Annotated in this window: 17 protein-coding genes, 1 riboswitch and 1 other annotated feature; of the genes, 1 reads left to right on the top strand and 16 read right to left on the bottom strand. The window is 38.6% G+C overall.

Going from position 1 to position 22,443, the window contains the following annotated elements; translation table 11 throughout:
- Nucleotides 1-47: 47 nt before the first annotated feature.
- The 16 genes from ACVYAD_RS06325 to zapA form a co-directional block, all read right to left on the bottom strand.
- The gene (locus tag ACVYAD_RS06325; RefSeq protein WP_349659268.1) at nucleotides 48-1,307 is read right to left on the bottom strand and encodes a methyl-accepting chemotaxis protein; all 1,260 of its coding nucleotides are present in this window, start codon (nucleotides 1,305-1,307) and stop codon (nucleotides 48-50) included.
- A gap of 125 nt (nucleotides 1,308-1,432) precedes the next feature.
- Nucleotides 1,433-2,659, bottom strand: coding sequence for an aspartate kinase (locus tag ACVYAD_RS06320; RefSeq protein WP_476425310.1), 1,227 nt, complete (start codon nucleotides 2,657-2,659; stop codon nucleotides 1,433-1,435).
- Nucleotides 2,660-2,876: 217 nt separating this feature from the next.
- Nucleotides 2,877-3,055, bottom strand: a riboswitch (Lysine riboswitch).
- Nucleotides 3,056-3,614: 559 nt separating this feature from the next.
- Nucleotides 3,615-5,411 (bottom strand): excinuclease ABC subunit UvrC, encoded by a 1,797-nt coding sequence (gene uvrC, locus ACVYAD_RS06315; RefSeq protein WP_386827735.1) that lies wholly within the window; start codon nucleotides 5,409-5,411, stop codon nucleotides 3,615-3,617.
- A gap of 345 nt (nucleotides 5,412-5,756) precedes the next feature.
- Nucleotides 5,757-6,068 (bottom strand): thioredoxin, encoded by a 312-nt coding sequence (gene trxA, locus ACVYAD_RS06310; protein WP_004226420.1) that lies wholly within the window; start codon nucleotides 6,066-6,068, stop codon nucleotides 5,757-5,759.
- A 133-nt stretch (nucleotides 6,069-6,201) separates the two neighbouring features.
- On the bottom strand, nucleotides 6,202-7,551 hold the full coding sequence (locus ACVYAD_RS06305; RefSeq protein ID WP_197144747.1) for an amino acid permease: 1,350 nt from the start codon (nucleotides 7,549-7,551) through the stop codon (nucleotides 6,202-6,204).
- A gap of 187 nt (nucleotides 7,552-7,738) precedes the next feature.
- Nucleotides 7,739-7,972: a binding site (T-box leader), on the bottom strand.
- 331 nt (nucleotides 7,973-8,303) lie between these two features.
- Complete coding sequence (locus ACVYAD_RS06300) at nucleotides 8,304-9,281, bottom strand: electron transfer flavoprotein subunit alpha/FixB family protein (RefSeq protein ID WP_197144746.1); 978 nt, start codon at nucleotides 9,279-9,281, stop codon at nucleotides 8,304-8,306.
- Between the two features lie 51 nt (nucleotides 9,282-9,332).
- On the bottom strand, nucleotides 9,333-10,106 hold the full coding sequence (locus ACVYAD_RS06295; protein ID WP_197144745.1) for an electron transfer flavoprotein subunit beta/FixA family protein: 774 nt from the start codon (nucleotides 10,104-10,106) through the stop codon (nucleotides 9,333-9,335).
- 117 nt (nucleotides 10,107-10,223) lie between these two features.
- Nucleotides 10,224-10,997 (bottom strand): enoyl-CoA hydratase, encoded by a 774-nt coding sequence (locus ACVYAD_RS06290; RefSeq protein ID WP_197144744.1) that lies wholly within the window; start codon nucleotides 10,995-10,997, stop codon nucleotides 10,224-10,226.
- A gap of 14 nt (nucleotides 10,998-11,011) precedes the next feature.
- Nucleotides 11,012-11,593, bottom strand: coding sequence for a TetR/AcrR family transcriptional regulator (locus ACVYAD_RS06285; protein WP_079563171.1), 582 nt, complete (start codon nucleotides 11,591-11,593; stop codon nucleotides 11,012-11,014).
- A 164-nt stretch (nucleotides 11,594-11,757) separates the two neighbouring features.
- On the bottom strand, nucleotides 11,758-13,449 hold the full coding sequence (locus ACVYAD_RS06280) for an AMP-binding protein (RefSeq protein ID WP_476425308.1): 1,692 nt from the start codon (nucleotides 13,447-13,449) through the stop codon (nucleotides 11,758-11,760).
- A 790-nt stretch (nucleotides 13,450-14,239) separates the two neighbouring features.
- The gene (locus tag ACVYAD_RS06275; protein ID WP_349659264.1) at nucleotides 14,240-15,193 is read right to left on the bottom strand and encodes a nuclease-related domain-containing protein; all 954 of its coding nucleotides are present in this window, start codon (nucleotides 15,191-15,193) and stop codon (nucleotides 14,240-14,242) included.
- Between the two features lie 698 nt (nucleotides 15,194-15,891).
- Complete coding sequence (locus ACVYAD_RS06270) at nucleotides 15,892-16,305, bottom strand: DUF350 domain-containing protein (RefSeq protein ID WP_197144741.1); 414 nt, start codon at nucleotides 16,303-16,305, stop codon at nucleotides 15,892-15,894.
- 21 nt (nucleotides 16,306-16,326) lie between these two features.
- Nucleotides 16,327-18,693, bottom strand: a complete 2,367-nt coding sequence (locus ACVYAD_RS06265) for an endonuclease MutS2 (protein ID WP_476425306.1) — start codon at nucleotides 18,691-18,693, stop codon at nucleotides 16,327-16,329.
- Between the two features lie 18 nt (nucleotides 18,694-18,711).
- Nucleotides 18,712-20,421, bottom strand: coding sequence for a DNA polymerase/3'-5' exonuclease PolX (gene polX, locus ACVYAD_RS06260; RefSeq protein WP_476425305.1), 1,710 nt, complete (start codon nucleotides 20,419-20,421; stop codon nucleotides 18,712-18,714).
- 59 nt (nucleotides 20,422-20,480) lie between these two features.
- Nucleotides 20,481-21,020: a CvpA family protein gene (locus ACVYAD_RS06255; RefSeq protein ID WP_079563176.1), complete on the bottom strand. Its 540-nt coding sequence runs from the start codon at nucleotides 21,018-21,020 to the stop codon at nucleotides 20,481-20,483.
- 5 nt (nucleotides 21,021-21,025) lie between these two features.
- A complete protein-coding gene (zapA, locus tag ACVYAD_RS06250) occupies nucleotides 21,026-21,286 on the bottom strand; it encodes a cell division protein ZapA (RefSeq protein ID WP_476425303.1) in 261 nt (86 codons plus the stop codon).
- 133 nt (nucleotides 21,287-21,419) lie between these two features.
- Here zapA and rnhC point away from each other — a divergent pair, with 133 nt between their 5' ends.
- Nucleotides 21,420-22,346: a ribonuclease HIII gene (gene rnhC, locus ACVYAD_RS06245; protein ID WP_476425301.1), complete on the top strand. Its 927-nt coding sequence runs from the start codon at nucleotides 21,420-21,422 to the stop codon at nucleotides 22,344-22,346.
- Nucleotides 22,347-22,443 lie beyond the last annotated feature (97 nt).

Raw genomic sequence — 22,443 nt, 5'->3', positions numbered from 1 at the left:
GAAAAGGATTGTCATTCCAAATTTATGGATGACAATCCTTTTAATATTTATAGGTGGGCATGTCTTTCTTTTAAAAGTACATCTATTAACGAAATAAACGCTTCCAAAATATTTAGTGAGTATTGAATCATTTCCTCTAAATTTTTGATTGACAGTTCATTCACTAATTTTTGTGCAGCCATATGTACTAATTCATGAGGTTGTTCTATATGAAGATATTCTGGCAAATTCCGATATTCCTCAAAATGGCCATAATACCATTCCCCAAACTTACATTCATGATGCGTTTTTATAATTTCTTTTAGGCCAGCCTTTTGTAAAGCATTTCTTAAAAAGCTTGCATGATCCATTAACCTTGCTGCCAATTGGCTAACTACCGTTTGCTCTTTAGGCTTACGGATTGTAGGAGCAATAGCTTTTAACATTTCAGATACTTGATTTTGTATTATATCCGAGAAGTCACTAGTATGAGATAATTCCGTCGTTGTTTCCGCTAAACGTCCTACAGCTATTACATTTTCTTCTGATGCGACTGTCATTTGATCAATGCCATGTGCTGCTTCTTCAATATTTTTACTTGTTACAGTCAAATTAGTAATATTGCTCTTCATGATACTTAAAAAGTCAGTTAAATAATGTTCGACTTCTTTAATATTTGTTATTGTATTATGTAATTTCTTATCAATGACTGATCGAATCTTCGTCATTTCTTGCAATGAACCTTTCGAGCTGTTAGCTAACTTCCCTACCTCCATCGCAACAACATTAAATCCTTTTCCATGTTCACCAGCACGTGCAGCTTCTATAGAAGCATTTAAGGATAGTAGTTGTGTTTGATCAGCAATCCCAGTCACACCTTTACCGATATCATCCATTTTAGTTATTTCATTATACAACTGCTCTGTTGAATGAGCTCCTTTAGACAACAACTCCTGAACCAGTTCACCTTTTGTAATGGACGCTTCCATTTCCTCTACAAGGAGTAATGAATGCTGTTTGATTTCTTGAATGTTTGCATTAACATTTTGCTCAACTGCAAGTATCTCTTCTGTATTTGACGACATTTCTTCACTCATTGCTGAAATATCCCCTACACTTGTTGAGACATTTTGAACCTTTAGCGCCGTTTGAAAATTAATTAACTCCATATGCGCTAGTACAAAGTCTAAAATCGCATTTTTCACATCAATACTGTCATGCTCAAGTTCTAATTCCAAAATTCGCTTTTTTAATATTTGTATTTCTAAATCGTTGTGTTGCTCAACGCTTTCATCCACTGGCTTTTGAAATAAACCGAATAACACCATATTAATTCCCACCTTCCATTTGGAAAAACATGTCACATTTTATTATATAACAACTAAATTGGATAAAGTATGAAATTAATGTAAACAAAAATAGATGTGCCATTTAATGACACACCCTATTCATATTATATGTAAAGCGCTTGTTCTAAATTAAATTCGTCATGTAATGCATTTGCTGCACGAATCATTTCGTCCTGAGGAACAACGACAGACACTTTTATTTCAGATGTACTTACCATTTTCACAGGGATATCTTCACGACGTAATCGCTCAAACATACGGGCTGCCACTCCTGGGTTAGATGCCATTCCTGAGCCAATAATAGAGACTTTCGCTAAACCGATTTCAAAATCAGCAAAACTAAACCCAAGTGATACTTTACTATCTTCTAGGACACGTAATGCATCAGCGAACTCCTCTTTTAAAATAGTAAATGATACAGTCGGCTTTAAGCCATCAATTATTGCTTGTACGATTATATCAACGTTTATGCGATTTTCTGCAAGTATTGTGAACATATCTGCTAGCGAAGCATTAGAATAAGCATCATACCCTACCGTTAGGCGAATTACGTCTGACTCATAGGCAACACTACGTACAATTAAATTTTTCTCCATTTCAACTTCCTCCTTCAATAAAGTACCTTCTGTATCTTTTTCGCTTGACCGAATGATAACTGGGATTTGAAACTTCTTTGCTATTTCTACAGCCCGTGGGTGTAAAATTTGTGATCCTAAGTTTGATAGCTCTAGCATTTCATCATAGGAAATTTCTTTTACCTTTTGTGCCCCAGCAATCTGACTTGGATCAGCTGTATAGACTCCATCCACATTCGTATAAATATCTACGCGCTCTGCCTCTAATGCTGCAGCAATAGCTAAAGCCGTCGTCTCCGCACCACCTTTACCAAGCGTCGTAATATTCCGTGAATTACAGATCCCCTGTTCCCCTGCAACGACGACGATTTTCCCCTGAGTAAAATACTCTTCTATTCGACTAGCTTCTATCACATCAATTCGTGCATTGCCATACACAGCATCGGTTTGAATACCTGCCTGCCAGCCTGTTAATGACACTGCATCATAACCTTCTTCCTGCAAAGCAATTGCCACTAATGCACTTGATAGTTGTGAGCTTGTTGACAATAGTGCGTCTAGTTCACGTTTAGACGCATTGTCTGATAGATTACAAGCCATCTTTGCTAATTCTTTAGACGTCCCTCTCATTGCTGTAGTGACAACGACAATATCAAAACCACTTTCCTTTTCTGCAATTACCTTTTTTGCAACATCTTGAATGTGTTCAGTTGATGCTAATGCAGCACCACCAAATTTCATCACAATTCTCTCCATTCTTTTCATTCTCCTTCGTATTTAATCATTTCGCTGATTATAAAGTAGCTAAAATTTTGCAGCTTTCACAAAAAAACATCGCAAAAGCAAATAACATCCTTCAACTCTTAGGTAAAAGTAACAGCCTTGAAAAAATGTCGTTTCGAGAAATCTAAAAAGGCAGCTCTCACATAACGTGAAAGCCGCCTATAACATGTACAATAAAAGTAACTTGCGCATGTGTGATAGCTCTCCGAAACGTTTAGAATCGACAGTCTTACATCTCTTAAATGTAAAACCAGCACAGCATCGGAAACAACGATGCTCCACTTCGGCAAGTTCCCCTTTCATACATTTTCCCTGGACTTGTTCGTCCTCGTATGTACTACTCTTGAACCTTGCACCTCTATCATCACTAAATAGTGATTGTATTTAATTGAATCTTAGCGGAGAAATTTCCAATTTAATAAGTAGAAACTACTTATAAACTAAGATGCTGTGTATGACATTGCTATATTGAATAGCTATGTTATATATAAACCTTAGCATACGTCTAATCCTTTGACAATGTCTCTTGATTAAAATCAATTTCACCTTGGCGTAATTGCCGCTGCCGCTTTGCTTTCGCTACAGATGAACAATGCGTCCAAAATCGGCTTTGTGCTTAGGTCTGCAGATATTTTTTGTACGAAAGCGCAGTGCTAACGTAGCGACAGCGACACGAGGGCCGACACGAAATCGGTCATTTCGAAAATACCACAGGACGTGGCGTTTTTACCGATGCAAGTCAGTTAGCCGTTATCACATGGATGCGATAGTTTTAGGCTAACATCCCCTCAGAACTCCTTTCCGATTCCATGACATCCGTCGGAGGCTCTATTTTCATTCAGCAAATGTCTTTTGTACCAAAAGCGTAGCGACAGGTACAGGTGTTTGGACACGCACCGAAAAGGAATTCCATTTACACTCATCTCACTTACCCTTCAGAGGTAGTATTTTCTGCAGAATGAAAATAAGTATGGATATTGCTAGCTAGACTAGCTGGCATCCCAGCTTCCTGTAATGCTTGCACACTTGCCTCACGAATTTTTTTGACAGAGCCAAAATGCTTAAGTAATTGCTGTTTTCGCTTTGGACCAACTCCCTCTATTTGATCGAGGACAGATTGTATAGCATGCTTCTCGTGCTGCTGTCGTAAGAAAGTAATAGCAAAGCGGTGTACTTCGTCTTGAATTCGTTGCAGTAAATAGAAACCATCACTTGTGCGCTTTAATGCAATTACTTCAGGTGGATCACCAAATAGAAGCTGAGACGTATTATGCTTGTCATCTTTTGCTAATCCGGCAATTGGAATGACAAGGCCGAGCTCATCCTCTAATACTTCCCGTGCGACTTCCATTTGCCCCTTCCCGCCATCAATTAGTACTAAATCTGGTAAAGGTAGACCTTCTTTTAATACGCGTGTGTAACGACGACGGATCACTTCCTGCATTGCCCCGTAATCATCGTGCTTGGCAGCTGTACGTGTTTTGTATTTTCGATACTCCTTCTTTGCAGGTTTTCCATCGATAAATACAACCATTGCAGATACAGCATCTGTTCCATGCATATGACTATTATCGAAAGCTTCGATCCGTAAAGGCACAGAAATGCCCATAGCTTCACCGAGCGCCTCACATGCTCCTATTGTGCGTTCTTCCTGACGTTCAATAAGCTGGAACTTCGCTGCTACAGCAATTTCAGCATTTTTAATCGCTAAATCAACAAGCTCTTTTTTTTGCCCACGTTTTGGTGTTAGTACCTTTACTTCTAATAATTCCGTTAAAATATCCGCATCAATAGATTGGGGGATAAAAATTTCTTTAGGCTTAATATGCTCTAGCTTGTCATAAAAGCGCCCAACGAATGTTAAAAATTCCTCTTCTGCATCTTGATAAATCGGAAATATCGAGACATCACGCTCAATGAGCTTTCCTTGACGGACAAAGAAAACTTGCACACACATCCAGCCCTTCTCGACTGCATAACCGAATACATCGCGGTTTGTTGTATCACTTGATACAATTTTTTGCTTTTGCATGACTGTATCAATATGTGCAATTTGATCGCGAAATTCCTTTGCACGTTCAAACTCTAAATTTCCTGCCGCCGCTAGCATCTTTACCTCTAACTCTTTTTTAACTTCTTCAACCCCACCATTTAAAAATTTTGTCATATCTTCAATCATATCGTTGTAAGTGTCAACATCAATCTCTTTCACACAAGGAGCTAGACATTGCCCCATGTGATAATACAAACAAACCTTTGAAGGAAGTTGTACACATTTTCGAAGAGGATATAAACGATCTAGCAGCTTTTTCGTCTCACTTGCTGCATACGCATTTGGGTATGGACCAAAATATTTTGCCTTATCCTTTTTCACTTTTCGTGTTGTAATAAGTCGTGGATGTTTTTCATTTGTAATTTTTAAATACGGATACGTTTTATCATCCGTCAACATAACATTGTATTTCGGGTCATGTAGTTTTATAAGATTAAGCTCTAAAATTAATGCTTCGATATTGGAGGATGTTACAATGTACTCAAAATCTTCTATTTCGCTTACAAGTCTCTGTGTTTTCCCTTCATGCGTACCAGTAAAATACGAGCGAACTCGATTTTTCAACACTTTTGCTTTCCCGACATAAATAATAGTACCTTGTCGATCTTTCATCAAATAGCAGCCAGGCTGATCTGGTAAAATTTCAAGCTTTCGTTTAATTAAATCATTCATCGCCTACCTGCCCCCCTTTTTATAGAGCTTTGCATACCACATTGCCCTATCCATAGCTCTCTTTTTATTATATAACGAAAAAAAGCCAAGCACATCTATTGATGGCTCGACTCTTTTTTTCTTACAGAATCAATTATGCCTCGGCATAATTGCGGCCGGTATCGGCTTTGTGCTTAGGCCTGCACGAGGGCCGACACGATGTCGGTCATTTCGGTAATGCCACAGGACGTGGCGTTCTTAGACTGGGTTCCTCAATTTCAGCGGGTGTTTGGACACCCCTGAAAAGAAGCTAAAATTCGCATTCATCTCACCAACTGTAGAGGTGAGAGACTTCGCTGAAAGAAGTTAAGCATGTTTTGCGATAAATGCTTCTAACGCTTCTTTTGGTTGGAAACCAACAGTTTTGTCTACTAATTCACCGTCTTTGAAAAGTAGTAAAGATGGGATAGACATAATTTGATATTGCGCTGCAGTACCTTGGTTGTTATCTACATCTACTTTTACAATTTTAGCCGCACTACCTGCAGCATCCATTTCTTCAAGAACTGGTCCAATCATTTTACAAGGTCCGCACCAAGCAGCCCAAAAGTCTACTAGTACTAACCCTTCTTTAATATCATCTTGGAAAGTTGCATCTGTTGCATGTACAATTGCCATTTGAAATCCTCCTTAAACTTACTATGTTTGTAGTATAGCATGGATAAATTCTCTTGAGCGAACAATCTGCCTAGTATGCATAATTTATGAAAATTCAGGTCGATTAAGGCATTAAGTTCATTTTTAGTGTTTCCTAATTTTCTTGAAAACGACCTTTAAAGACATAGGTTAACGTAATAAAGAGATAAATAGCTAAAGTAATACCTGTTACGATAATAGATGTTGTAAAAATAATACCAATTAGGATTGCACTTAACGCAATAATAGCTATCCAAGTTGTGTAAGGGAACCATTTTACTGCATAAGTACTTGTTTTTTCTGACTGTTTTTTACGCGATTTCAGATGTGCAATCGCAATAATTAGCCAAATAAATAACACGGTATATCCAAGTGAACCCATTAGGAAATCAAAAGTTCTGCTGCCCGCAAATAAAGAAAATATTACAGCTATATATAAAGCGAAGGTACACATTAATATGGCATATACCGGAACTTTTCGTTTTGATAAATATGCAAAGATTTTAGGAACACGCCCGTCTACAGCTTGTGTATACAGAACTCGCGATGAACCATAAAGCCCTGAGTTCATTGACGAAATAATTGCGAGTATAACAACAGCGTTCATAATATGGTCAGCACCAGGAATCCCAACCATTTTAAAGACCATCACAAACGGACTTTCCGGCACCCCATTTACTTCATTCCAAGGAATCAAGCTAACGATAATAAAGAAAGGAACTAAATAAAAGGTTACAATACGTACTAATGTACTACGAACAGCTTTTGGCACTACTTTTTCAGGATTCTTCGTTTCAGCTAATGTAATACCAATAATTTCAGTACCACCATAAGAGTAAATAACTACAAGCATTGCAGAAATCAATCCCATTGATCCGTTCGGGAAGAAACCACCATGTTCCGTTAAATTAGAAAAACCAACAGCTGTATGATTACCAAAAGTAACAAGCAATAAAATTAATCCCGCTATAATGAACACCACAATAACGGTAATTTTAATTAACGCCAGCCAATATTCAGTTTCAGCAAAGACTTTCACTGATAACAAGTTTACGGCTGTAACTAACACTGAAACAGATAATGCAAGTATCCAAATCGGGTAATCTGGCAACCAATATTGAATAAAAATGGCCGCAACTATAGATTCTGCAGCAATATTCAACACCCACATTTTCCAATAAATCCAATCTAGGAAATAAGCTGGATACTTTCCTAAAACGGCTTGCACTAGATCTCTAAATGTTCTGGCTTCGCTATTACGGACTGCCATTTCTGCTAAACCTTGCATAACAAACAGCAGGATTATCCCACCAATTAAGTACGCAATAAGTACTGATGGCCCTGCCATATCAATAGCTGCACTACTTCCTTTAAATAACCCTGCACCAATGGCACCACCTAAAGCCATCATCGTAATATGCCGTGAGGTCATCGTTCTTTTTAATTTCTGATTGCCGTTTTCCATTTCCTTACCTCCTAAAATCAACAAATGCGCTAAAGAGCTCGTTTACATCCGACAAGCGCTGGAGAGCCCGAAGCAAAAGTAAACGTTCCTCCACTTTTGCCCAAGGGATCGAAGCGACCTCGAGGATGTAGCGCTTTAGCCTAGACGAAAAAAAGGCATATCGTCTGTTCCTTCATTAACAAATGAAAGAAGAGACGATATGCCATAAGCAAACCGCGGTACCACTCTAATTGGTTCTTTAAGAACCCTACTTAAAAACCTAGTAACGAAGGTTAACCGTTCAACAAATAGAATATTATGAAAATTCCATTTATTTCACCGCTCATAGGCAAGTTCAAAGTCTTATTGGACTGCGTTGCACCAACCCGCAGCTCTCTTCACCAAATAATGGGCTTTTACTACTCCTAATCTTTGCGTTTCTTTTTTGAATAAAAATCAATTATGCCTCGACATAATTGCGTCTGGAATCAGCTTTGTGCTTGCACAAAGAACTCCTTCCTGATTCCGTGACATCCGCCGGAGGCTTTGGGCCTACAGGATGTCGGTCACTCAGTCGTTGCCACAGGACGTGGCGTTCTTAGACTGAGTTCCTCTATTTCAGTGAGTGTTTGATCCGCTGAAATAAGTTAATTTAATATTCATCACTATACGTTCAAAAATTAATTATGTCAACATTTTATTTTGCAATAACTTTAAAAAGTCAAAAAATTCAACAAAAAAAGCAGGGAAGATACATCCTCCCTGCACATTTATTATGCGTTCACTTTTAACGCTTTAAATTCTTCGATTAGAAGAGGCACTACTTCAAATAAATCGCCTACGATACCGTAGTCCGCAACTTTGAAAATATTTGCCTCTGGATCCTTATTAATCGCAACAATTACTTTTGAATTTGACATTCCCGCTAAGTGCTGAATTGCTCCAGAAATACCCGCTGCAATGTAAAGGTCCGGTGTTACTACCTTACCTGTTTGACCAATTTGAAGTGAGTAGTCACAATATTCAGCATCACATGCACCACGTGAAGCTCCAACTGCACCTCCAAGTAAATCTGCTAGCTCTTTTAATGGTTCGAAGCCATCCTCTGACTTTACGCCACGACCACCTGCTACAACAACTTTTGCCTCTGAAAGATCGACACCCTCTGAAGATTTACGTACAACCTCTTTAATAATTGTTCGAAGGTTTGTAATATCTACAGTAAGAGAAGTGATGTCACCAGATTTTCCTGCTACTTTTTCTAACGGCGCAATATTATTTGGACGAACTGAAGCTAAAACTAAGCCGTCTTTTACTTTCACTTTTTCAAAAGCTTTACCAGAGTAAATTGGACGGATGAATACAACATCATCACCAGCACCTTCCATAGACGTTACATCAGATACAAGACCCGCTTGTAATTTACTTGCAATTTTTGGTGATAAATCTTTACCGTTTGCAGTATGACCAAACACGATACCTGTTGGCTTTTCTTCCTCAATTACAGCTAATAAAGCTTGGCCATAGCCATCAGATGTATATTGTTTTAAATGTGGATGCTCTACCGTTACAACACGGTCAGCACCATATTCAAATAATGGACCCGTTAAACCTGCTACAGCATCTCCTAAAAGAACACCAACAACCTCACCGCCATCAGCGATTTGCTTTGCAGCCGCAATTGCTTCGAAAGAAACATTACGTAAGCTTCCTTCACGAACTTCACCTAATACTAATACTTTTTTTGACATAGTATATTCCCTCCGTTACCCTTTAAGATTCGATTTGTGTCATCAGATGACTTAAACTACTTTTGCCTCTGTATGAAGTAGGTTTACTAGCTCTTTTACTTGAGCAGAAAGTTCGCCCTCAAGAATACGACCTGCAGCCTTTTGAGCTGGTAAGAAAATATCAACTGTTTCTACCTTAACTTCTACATCATCTTCATCGATATCTAAATCATCTAACTCAAGTTCTGCAAGCGGTTTCTTCTTCGCTTTCATGATCCCTGGTAAAGATGGGTAACGTGGCTCGTTTAAACCTTGCTGAGCTGTTACTAAAAGTGGTAAAGATGTCTCGATTACTTCTGAGTCACCTTCAATATCACGTACAATTTTCGCAGATGTTCCATCAATTTCAAGCTTTGTAATTGTTGTAACATAGTTAATGCCTAGTAAATCTGCAACACGAGGTCCTACTTGACCAGAGCCTCCGTCAATTGCAACGTTTCCTGATAAAATTAAATCAGCGTCTTTATCTTTTAAATATTCAGCCAAAATATATGCTGCTGCATTTTGATCCAATTCATCTAGATCGTCTTCTGTATTAATCAGAACCGCTTCATCAGCTCCCATTGCAAGTGCTGTGCGTAATTGCTTCTCTGCATCTTCGCCACCAATTGAAACAACTGTTACTTTACCGCCTGCAGCGTCTCGTACTTGAATAGCTTCTTCAATGGCATATTCATCGTAAGGATTGATGATGAATTCTGCGCCATCCTCTTGGATTTTACCACCCGACACAACGATTTTTTCTTCTGTATCAAACGTACGTTTAATTAATGCAAAAATATTCATATATCCATACCCCCTGAAACGATTTTTATTTCTAAGTAAACTTATAAATATTATATATTTTCAGTGTCGATAACGTCGATAACACTCTTTCAAGTCGCTATCGACACTGATGGAATATTATTTACCAGTAAACACAGGCTCGCGTTTTGCAATAAATGCTTGAATTCCCTCTTTTGCATCTTCTGAAACGAATACTGTACCAAAGGATTTTGCTTCCGCCTCAATCCCTTCATAGAATGAAGCATGCTTTGCATATTGCAATGTTTGAATAGCAGCTTTTAAAGCTACCGGACTCTTCTTCGCAATTTTCTTTGCTACCTTTAACGTTTCTTCTAGTAATGCTTCATCTGTAAATGCACGATTTGCTAAACCCCATTGTACAGCTTCTGTACCAGAAATCGGCTCACTTGTGAACATCATTTCTGCAGCTTTTGCAACTCCTACATATCGTGGTAGACGTTGTGTACCCCCAAAACCTGGAATAAGACCTAATTGTAATTCAGGTAGTCCTAATTTCGCAGACTCTGTCACAAAGCGTAGATGACAACTCATCGCTAATTCTAAGCCCCCGCCTAGTGCAGCACCATGAATTGCAGCAATAATAGGTTTAGAGAACGTTTCAACTCGCTCAAAAACTTGTTGACCATTGCTCGCTAGCTTTGAAAATTCATCACCAGAAACAACCTCTGTAAACTCTTTAATGTCTGCACCTGCTGAGAAGAAACGACCTTCGCCATGAAGTACAAGGACACGTACAGTGTCATCATTTTCTACTTCATCTAGCACAGCATTTACTTCGGAGATGATTCCACGAGATAATGCATTTGCTGGTGGGCGTGCAATTGTAATAATCGCTACTCCATCCTCTGCTTTCCAACTTAGAAATTCCATTTCTCCACATCCTTTTAAGCTTTAATACCGTTCAAGATTAATGCCTGAACTTTTGGAACCTGTTCTATCAAATCATATCGATATTCATTCATAACCCACGACGTAATAGTTTCGTCAATGGTTCCAAACACCATTTGACGCGCCAAGCGCACATCCATCGTTTGATTGAACTCACCTGATAGCATACCTTCGATTAAAATTTGATCCAGTAATTTTAAATACTCTCTTAACACCGAATTAATCTTTAGTCGTAAATCTTTATTCGATTGTCGTAGTTCCAATTGTGTGACGGTCGCTAGGTATCGATCTGTCGCTAGAACATTAAAATGATTTGCGATCATTCGTGAAAGTTTGTCCTTAGACGTACTTCCATTTTCTATTATATCTTGTAATGACTCTACAAAAACAGCCATTTTTTCATTAAAGACAGAAATTAATATATCTTCTTTATTTTTAAAATATAAATAGATTGTTCCATCGGCCACCCCTGCCTGTTTAGCAATCTTCGATACTTGTGCTTGGTGATACCCATTTTCTGCAATAACGATGACAGCTGCATCAATAATTTGCTTATATTTTGGCTTATCACGTTTCACCTTTATATCACCACCTAAAAAAACTTGCACACGCCCCATTCATGCTGATCTATTGCGAAGGATGTGACGTGGTAACCTAAAAAAATATGAAAATATGAATGGTCATTCATTCATATTTTCATATTATAATTTAAAACTTTGCTTGTCAATACTTTACCACGTATTTATTTTGCTTCTTTATTCACCATTTTTGTTTTTTCCTCGTCTACTAACGAGCGACGCAAAATTTTCCCAACAGCCGTTTTCGGTAGCGCATCTCTAAACTCATAATAGCGCGGAACTTTGAAAGCGGCTAAGTTTTGACGGCAATATTTATTTAATTCGTCTTCCGTAATCGAATATCCTTCTTTTAAAACAATATAAGCTTTTACTGTTTCTCCACGATACGGGTCTGGTATGCCCGCAACTACACATTCTTGGATTTCCTCTCGTTCATATAATACTTCCTCTACTTCACGAGGGTAAATATTAAAACCACCTGCGATAATGATATCTTTTTTACGGTCAACTACATAGAAATACCCTTCTTCGTCCATATAGCCCAGATCGCCTGTTAAAAACCACCCATCTACGAACGACGCTGCCGTATCTTCAGGGCGATTCCAATAACCTTTCATAACCTGTGGTCCTTTTACAGCTATTTCACCTACCTCACCGACTGGAAGCACCTCTGTATCCCCCGTACGTAAAATTACTGAATCCGTATTTGGCCAAGGTAAACCAATTGAGCCCATGACACGCTTTCCCCAAATAGGTGTAGCATGTGTGACAGGAGAAGTTTCTGTTAAACCATATCCTTCTACAAGCTTTCCCCCTGTAGCCGCTTCAAATTTCTCCTGCACTTCTACTGGCAATGAAGCAGAACCACTTAAGCATGCTTTTATAGATGATAAGTCATACTTTGCAATATCCGGGTGATTTAATAGACCAATATATAAGGTCGGTGCACCTGGGAAAAGAGTCGGTTTTTGCTTATCTATCGTTTTCAACGCCGTCTCTGCATCAAACTTTGGTAATAACACCATTCTATTTTGCGTGAAAACGGATAATAACATAACAGTAGTCATACCATAGACATGGAAGAATGGTAGAATGCCCATAATGGTTTCCTCTCCATGTATACATTTATACATCCATGCATCACACATCGTTGCATTAGCAATTAAGTTTTTATGGGTTAGCATCACACCCTTAGGAAAGCCAGTCGTTCCACCTGTATATTGAAGCAGTGCAATGTCCTCTTCAAAATCAAATGGAATATCAATCATTTTGATGGGAGCGGAGCGCATAATTTCTGTGAATAAATGATTTTGACCACTATGTTCAACCTTGACACTAAAACCGTACTGCTTTTTTTGAATATATGGATACACCAAATTTTTAGGGAATGGCAAATAATCTTTAATAGCTGTGACAATTACATTTTCAAGCGCAGTTTCTTTAATAATTTTCATAACACGTGGATACAAAATATCCATCAATAAAATTACTTTCGCACCTGAATCAGCCATTTGATATTGAAGTTCACGCTCAGTATAAAGTGGGTTTGTTTGTACGACAATCGCTCCAGCATACATTGCCCCGTAGTAAGCAATTACACTTTGTGGTGAGTTTGGTAGCATAATCGCTACTCGATCTCCCTTTTCCACCCCAAGGGCTTGTAAATAGTTTGCGAACCTAAGCGCTGACTCATATAACTCAGTATACGTCAAATCCTTTCCCATAAAATGAATCGCAACTTTGGATGGATTCTTTTTATAGGCGCGTGTCAAAAACTCTTGCACAGGAATTTCCTCAAACGTTAAAGACGATGGTACTTCTTCAGGATAATTTGATAGCCATGGTTTTGTTGTCATACGTCCTCTCCCCTTTGTCCCAAACTTTGTAAACTCTTATTTTAATTATAATGAAAAAGAAATACTCTTTCAAACATAAAATAGAAAATAAATGCATTTACGATTAATTATTATGCATTTAACAACATTTATATAACTGTGTTTCTTAGGGTTTAGATCAATGTACTTTATGAATACTCATTCACTCTTACTTTTTTCATACTCAAGACTGAGTTCATATTTCTATATTAGAAGAATAATTTTTTAATGCTAATTTTTTAGATAGATGAAGGAATATTAATAGGTTTTAGTAGTATTTTGCGATGATTCATATGAGGTTGATGTAACTTATGATTTTTTTTAAGGTTATTATTTATTAAATGCGATGACACAATTAGCTGGCCGCTTCCTCTCCGAACCTGAGCCGTTTTTGAAGCTACCCGAACAGTTTCTTGCTCTACCTGATCAGTTTTGGAACTACCCGAGCAGTTTCTCTCTCTACCTGATCAGTTTTGGAGCTACCCGAGCAGTTTCTCTCTCTACCTGATCAGTTTTGGAGCTACCCGAGCAGTTTCTCTCTTTACCTGATCAGTTTTGGAGCTACCCGAGCAGTTTCTCTCTTTACCTGATCAGTTTTGGAGCTACCCGAGCAGTTTCTCTCTCTACCTGATCAGTTTTGGAGCTACCCGAGCAGTTTCTCTCTCTACCTGATCAGTTTTGGAGCTACCCGAGCAGTTTCTCTCTTTACCTGATCAGTTTTTTGACACTACCCAAGCAGCTTTCGAAACTTCAGGAGCTAATTTCTCCTGCATCATTGCCTATCCTTCAAATAATAAACGGTTTGATTATTGTGTCCCTCCTTTTTATTGGAGTATTCTTGTACTATTCTTTTCGCAAGATGTCGATTTGATAATTCTAAAAAATAACGAGCAGTTTGCGTATTAATTTTCTCATCGATTAATAAACAGTAGTCTTGCAATGCTTGATTAGCCGCGGTTTTATCATATATCTTACACTTCGGGCAAAACCAACTTTGTTTTTGCCGGATTAAATTAAATTGATAACAATGTCTGCAAAATATACCTTTTTTAATACCTTTGGGATCAATATTATAATGTATACATAGTGGGGGAGTCTGAAAAACACGATGATGCTTACGTAAAAGGTTGGCTATTTTTGATGTTGGAATCTTACTTTTTGACTTACTATTACTAATATGTTGTCTAAGAAAATATGTTAATTCACGCCTCATTAAAACTGGATACTTACCTTCTTCGTAGTAAACTTCAGCATTATTAAAGGGGAAAACTATGATACCGAATATATCTACTTGCAAATTTAGCTGTTTGAAAAATTCACTTAAGCCAAAAATATATTCATCGAGTTGAATTTCTGGGTGATTGAAAATATGTTTATCTCCATTCTCTAAAACACGGACCATTTGCCTTGGGCTACGCTTCAATTCTATATTACCTCGTATATTTTTGCTTTCAATTATAACAACAGCATACGGAGTAATAACTACGACATCAAGTTGAATAGGAACAGGTTCAAATAAAGTAATATTATGTAAAATATAGATTTCAAGGTTCCGAGATAGCTTTTGTAATTCTCTTATAATGCTCTGCTCTCCAAAATCACCTGCTTCTAACTGCTGTAAATCTTGAGAAATTTTTAAATGAAGCGGATGACTCGAATCCAATCGCTGAACCAACGCACGTAATCCAGTTATCATTGCTGCTTGCTCAAATGGTTTTAATAACATGAAGGTACTCCCTTCTTTTTGCCTTGAATATAGCAATTATTTATACCTTTGCATATAGCTTTTTATAAAATAAAAATTTAAGCGATTAAATGTACGCGATATTTTATATTTAAGAAAATTTGTGGATACCTAGATTTTTACTGCCTGGGCGTTACACTTCTGAGTGATTCTACACTTTACTGACTCGATACAACCTGAGCGGTTTTCTATGCTACCCGATCACTTTTTCTCGCTACCTGATCAGTTTTCAGAGCTAACCGATTACTTTTTCTCGCTACCTGATCAGTTTTCAGAGGTACCCGATTACTTTTTCTCGCTACCTGATCAGTTTTCAGAGCTACCCGATCACTTTTTCTCGCTACCTGATCAGTTTTCAGAGGTACCCGATCACTTTTTCTCGCTACCTGATCAGCTTTCCGAGTTACCCGATCACTTCCCCTCGCTACCTGATCAGTTTTCAGAGCTAACCGATCACTTTTTCTCGCTACCTGATCAGTTTTCTATGCTACCTGATCACTTTCCCCTGCCCCCGCTATCCGAGTAGCAGTTCTTCTCTTCACCCTATCAATAAAAAACGCATCCTCATAAAAGGATGCGTTTTTTGTTTAAACGGTCATCATATAATAGACACCGACTGCCAAAAATGCGATGCAGACAACGATTAGTACTTTTGCTAATTTTTCCATGTCATTACACTCCTATGCAATACTTGCCCCAATAACAAACGATAGACCGACTGAAATGGTAAAGGAAATGAAGCCGACTGAGCGATTATCATTTGCGATTTCTTGATCGACATTAAAACGTGGTGTCATAAACTCAAATAAGAAATATGCCACAATTAATAATGTAAAACCAAAAAGGCCCCAGCCAATCATTTCACTTAAAGTACTATGGCGCGCAATGGAAAAGCGAAAAATATTACAGATTCCCAGTATTTTCCCACCTGTTGCGAGTGCCACAGCGATATTACCTTTTTTAATTTCTTCCCAATTTTTATATTTCGTAACGACTTCGAACAATGCCATCGAGACGACTAAACACAATACGACAACACTAAAATATCCTGCCGTTTCGATAATTGGATATCGCCAAAAGCTAGAATTCAGCATTTTCTCCGTCCCCTTTACAGCTTATTTCAATTCCACAACTGTGACGCCTATGCCCCCCTCGCCGGCTTCACCAAAACGGAAGGATTTTACACGCTTATGCTTTTTCAAATAGCTTTGAATTCCTTGACGTAGTGCACCTGTACCGACACCATGAATAATTGATACACGCCCATAGTTAGCAAGCAAGGCATCATCAATATATTTTTCTGTACGTAAAATGGCATCTTCATATCGTTCGCCGCGTAAATCTAATTCTAATTTCACATGGTTGCTGCGATTTTTTACACCAGCCATACGTTGTACAGGTTCTTTTTCTGGTTTAATGTACTCTAGGTCACTATCGGAGATTTTCATTTTCAAAATACCCATTTGGACAACCCATTCGGAATTCGATACTCTTTCGAGCAATGTTCCCCGTTGTCCATAGCTTAACACCTTTACCTCGTCTCCGACAACTAAGTTTTGTGCACGGGCCTTTACTTGTGCTGCTTTTTTCAGCACTTTGTTATTTTCAAGCGGTGTAGCTTCTTCCAATCGTTTACGAGCATCGATAAGTTCATGCTCTTTAACAACTTGGTCTGCATTTTTGCGCATTTCTCGAAGCTCAGCAATAATTGATTCTGCTTCTCTTTTTGCTTCATCAACAATTTTACGTGCTTTTTCTTTCGCTTTTTTATCGAGTGCCTCTTTACGGTCTTCGTAAGCTTGTAGTTTTCCTTGTAGCTCTTTGCGTAGGGCTTCAGACTCTATCATTAATTCATGAGAGCGTTCTGCGTCATCTTCTGATTGGCGACGAGTTTCTTCAAGTGAAGCAATCATGGACTCCACCTCATGGCGATCTGTACCTGTAAAGCTTTTCGCACGGTCAATAATCGACTCAGGTAAGCCTAAGCGACTTGAAATTTCAAATGCATTGGAGCGACCTGGTACTCCGATTAGTAGGCGATATGTTGGACTCAATGTCTCGATATCGAACTCTACACTCGCATTAGCTACTCCTGGACGATTATAGCCGTATGCTTTTAGCTCAGGATAGTGCGTCGTTGCCATCACGCGGGCACCGCGACCATGTACTTCATCTAAAATGGAGATGGCTAGAGCTGCCCCTTCCTGAGGATCCGTACCGGCACCTAATTCATCAAATAGTACGAGTGATTCATCATCAAACTTTTGTAAGATATCTACTATGTTGACCATATGAGAAGAGAATGTTGACAGTGATTGCTCAATTGACTGTTCATCCCCAATATCCGCGAAAAGCTGTTTGAAAACAGCAAGTTCAGAACCATCAAGTGCAGGCACTGGTAATCCAGCTTGTGCCATTAATGTACACAATCCAACTGTTTTTAAAGTGACAGTTTTACCACCCGTGTTTGGTCCTGTAATGACAATTGCCGTTATATCTTTCCCGAATTCAATATCGTTAGCAACGGCCGTTTCAATCGGTAATAGTGGATGACGTGCACGCACAAGTCGAATGTAGCCATCGTTATTCATTTTAGGCATTGTACATTTGTTCGCTTGACCGTACTTGCCTTTAGCTAAAATGACGTCAATCTCGCCTAGTACTTTTACTAAGTTAAATAGATCTGGAGCTACTTCCTCGACCATCGCACTTAATGCAAGTAAAATGCGTTCAACTTCAGCTTGCTCTTTCATTTTTAAGCGATGAATTTCATTATTCGCTTGAACAACCGAATCTGGCTCGATAAATAATGTTTGACCAGAAGATGATTGATCATGCACAATTCCACCATAATGATGACGGTATTCTTGCTTAACAGGGATAACGAAGCGATCATTTCGAATCGTTACAAGTGTATCAGAGAGCATTTTTGAAGCATTGCTCCCGCGTGTAAGGCTTTCCAACTTAGATCGTACTTTAGCTTCCTCAGCGCGCAAAGATTGGCGAATGGATCGCAACGTTTGGCTTGCAGAGTCTAGCACTGAGCCATTTTCATCAATACAGTTATTGATTTCATGCTGCAAGCCCGTCAAAACAGGCATTGCTTCCTTTTTGGCGATGAAATGAGGAATATCAATCACTTCTTCTGATTCTATATCTTCAATAAAATTACGAAGAATTCTACTAGCTCGAATCGTACTTGATACTTCCATTAATTCCATCGCTGAAAGCATGCCCCCGATTTGTGCACGCCTTGCAGCTGGTCGTACATCAAAAATCCCACCCATTGGTACATTGCCTTTAACACGTAAAATGGACAGTCCTTCATCCATTTCTTCTAATAATTGTACAACCTTTTCATAGTCTGTCTGTGGTACAAGTTCATCAACGGCAGATTTACCGATTGAAGAAGTACAGTATGTAGCCACTTGCTGACGTACTTTATCATATTCTAGTGTTTTCAATGCGCGTTCTGCAATCACTGAGAACACCTCCTCAACCTATTTATTTCGTCGAATAAACGCTTCAAATTGTTCTCGCGTCCATGTATTCACAATCATATCCTTTTTCAACCATGCTCTGTTTGCGTAGCGTACCCCGATATCCATAAAGCGTAAATGAGCAATATCGTGGGCATCTGTATTGATTGCTACGGGCACGCCAGCTGTTAAAGCCATTTCTAAATGCTCAACACATAAATCAAGACGATATGGATTCGCATTTAACTCTAAAATTTTACCATACTCCTTCGCCCAAGCAATTAATTGCTCCATATCAGGATTATAGCCAGTACGATCCTCAATAATGCGGCCAGTTGGATGTGCAATCATATGAACATACGGATTTTGCATCGCCGTCAGTAAGCGCGCCATAATTTTGTCCTGCGATTGCGTAAAGCTAGAGTGAATAGAGGCAATGACGAAGTCTAACTCTCTCAGCACATCATCTTCAAAATCGAGTGAACCATCTGGTAAAATGTCCATTTCTGTCCCCGCATATAAATGGAAATCTGGATGTGCTTCATTAAATGCCTCAATTTCAGCACGTTGCTTTGTTAAACGCTCTGGCGTTAAACCATTTGCTACTTTTAAAAATTGTGAATGGTCGGTAATAACGCTATATTGATAGTCACGTGCTATTAATGCCTCGCCCATTTCAGCTACAGAGTATGCACCATCAGACCACGTCGTATGCATATGTAAATCTGCTTTAATATCTTCTAATTTCACAAGATGTTGAATGTCATCCGTTTTATCAAATTCTGTTGTTCCTGTACGCAAGCTAGGTGGGATAAATGGTAAATCAAAATGCGCAAAAAATTCCGCTTCATCTTTAAACGTTAAAACAGTGCCATCCGCTTGTTCCACACCATATTCACTAATCTTTTCACCACGGGCTTTTGCAATCTGACGCATGCGGACATTGTGATCTTTCGAGCCTGTGAAATGATGTAAGGCCGTTGCATATTCAGCATCTTTCACTAATCGAAAATCTACACTTACAGGCTCTTCTAAATCTAAAATAACTGAAATCTTTGTATCACCAGCAGCTATTACTTCTTGTACAGAAAGCTCATTCAGTAGCTTTTCACGTACAGCCTCAACTGCTTCCGTTACAACAATAAAATCAATATCTTTACTTGTTTCTGCTGCTCGGCGGAAGCTTCCAGCAACAGAAAAACGCTCAACTTCTTCCATACTACCTAGAAGCGCTTCAATTTGTAAAACAACAGGCTCAAGCTGCCAAATCGGTAAACGTTCTGATCGATTTGATAAATTTGCAAGTTCTTTTAAAATTTTTTCTTCTGTTTTTGCCGCAAAGCCTGCTAGCTCACGAACTTTACAAGCTTCACAAGCTGCCTTTAAACTTTCGGCAGAATCAATTCCTAACTCTTGATGAAGCTTAGCTATTTTTTTACCACCTAAGCCTGGAAGTTTTAATAACGGCAGCAACCCTTTTGGTACAATGTCTTCTAATTCTTTTAATAAGCTCGATTCACCATTTGTTATTAAATCCTCAATAACAGCAGCTGTACCTTTACCTATACCTTTAAGCTTTGTTACATCTTCCATCTCACTCAATGAGCGCTCGTCTCCCTCAAGTGCACCAGCAGCTTTTCGAAAGGCCGACACTTTGAATGGATTTTCCCCTTGCAATTCCATATACAACGCAATCTTTTCTAGTGTGCGAATAATTGTTTTTTTGTTCATTGGGAATTCCTCCTATCGTAAAAACACTTCCCTCAAAACCGAGAGAAGTGCACAGTTTGCTATTGCATATAAATATACCACCAGTTTTGGAACATGCTCGTAATAATTGGGGTATGCTCCAAAATGAGACCACTTAACAACGACTTCGACATTAAACTTTGGATAGAATCAACTGGTAATAAAGCAAGAATGTAAAGCAAGATAAACATAATTAAATAGTTTTCAATCATGCCTAACAATGCTCCCAGCCAACGATTCACTGTACCTAATACAGGTAAATACGCTATAAAATCAAAAATCGATGCCACAATTTGCATTGTAATTTTCACCGCAAAGAATATGACAGCAAATGCAATGACACGGTAAAAAGTTCGGTCTATATCCAGGCTATCAATGACTACTCCAAGACTACCTGAATCCGTTACCCCTGGATACGGGACCCAAAACACCATTTTTTGTGCTAATGGTTTATAATAGATATACGCAACAATTAGGGCAACTATAAAGCTAACGATATGCATCATCTGTACAATGAAACCACGTTTTGCTCCAACGATGAGCCCGGCTAATAGTACCGCTAATATGATTAGATCTAACATTCACTTCAACCCTTTAATTTTTTCACTTCTTCTTCTAGTTGCTCCATTCGTTCTTTTAATAGTAAATAATCGTGAACGGTATTTACTGCTGTAAGAACGGCAAGCTTTGTGCTATCAAGAGAGGGATTATGTACAATCATTTCGCGCATACGGTCATCAACAATAGAAGCGACAAGTCGCATATGTCCAATGGATTCAGAGCCGACCATTTTATATGTATGACCATATATTTCCACAGAAATTTTATTCTTTTCTTGATTTCCCATAGTCGCACCCCCCTTTTTAATTTTTGTGCTCACGATTTTTCCGATTGTGAGCAACTTACACAAAAAAGCTATTTATTATCATACCATGAAAGGTATAAAATTGTGAACAACGAGGACAGAAAGGAACGAGAAAATGTCAAATATTGTACTTTCAATATCAACAAATTTACAAAAAGAGGTGATGTCCTACTACGCAAATCATTTTGTAGAACGTAAAGCACCAGGGGTAATCTTTGCTGCAAAGCTCCCTGATACAGCCATTACGATGTACAAATCAGGAAAATTAATGTTCCAAGGGGGAGGCGCTGAGCGAGAAGCTGCACGCTGGGGAGACGTAGAAGTAACAAACACACAGAAAACATCATCGATTGGAGCAAAGGGTGACGCCCTGCCAGAAGGTTTTGCTACGATGTCGGTACTAGGCTCAGATGAAACGGGTACTGGCGATTACTTTGGTCCAATTACAGTTGCGGCCGTATATGTCCCTGCATCAAAAATTGCGCTTATTAACGAACTTGGTGTCAAAGACTCCAAAATGCTAACAGATGATTACATGCGTAAAATAGCACCCGATTTACGTGCAGCTTGCGTCCATAGTGTGCTTGTACTACGCAATGAAAAATACAACGAATTACAGTCACGAGGCTACTCACAAGGTAAAATGAAAGCTATGATGCATAATAAGGCACTTAAAAATACACTGTCAAAAATGGCTCCCGAAAAACCAGAACAGATCTTGATAGATCAGTTTGCGGAACGTGGCGTGTATTACAATTATTTAAAAAATGAACGAGATATTGTTCGAGATGATGTGCTATTTTCTACGAAGGCCGAGCAATTACATGTTTCAGTAGCAACTGCATCGATATTAGCTCGTGCGGCGTTTTTAAAAGAAATGGACCGACTGAGTGAGATTGCCGGGATAGAGTTGTTCAAAGGGGCTTCAGCAAAAGTAGATGCCTTAGCAGCTCGCATTTGGCGAAAACAAGGTGAGGAATTTTTACGTTGCATTACGAAATGGCATTTTGCGAATACCGAGAAAGCTAAAAAGATGAAATAAATTGGACTTATAGACAAAAAATTTCGCTATACTCACGCAGATGACAAGTTTTATACAACTTGCTTTCTACTGAAGTTAGCGAAATTTTTTATATACA

The organism is Lysinibacillus sp. G1-3 (assembly GCF_056322905.1).
This window is presented reverse-complemented; position numbering and strand designations above follow the sequence as displayed.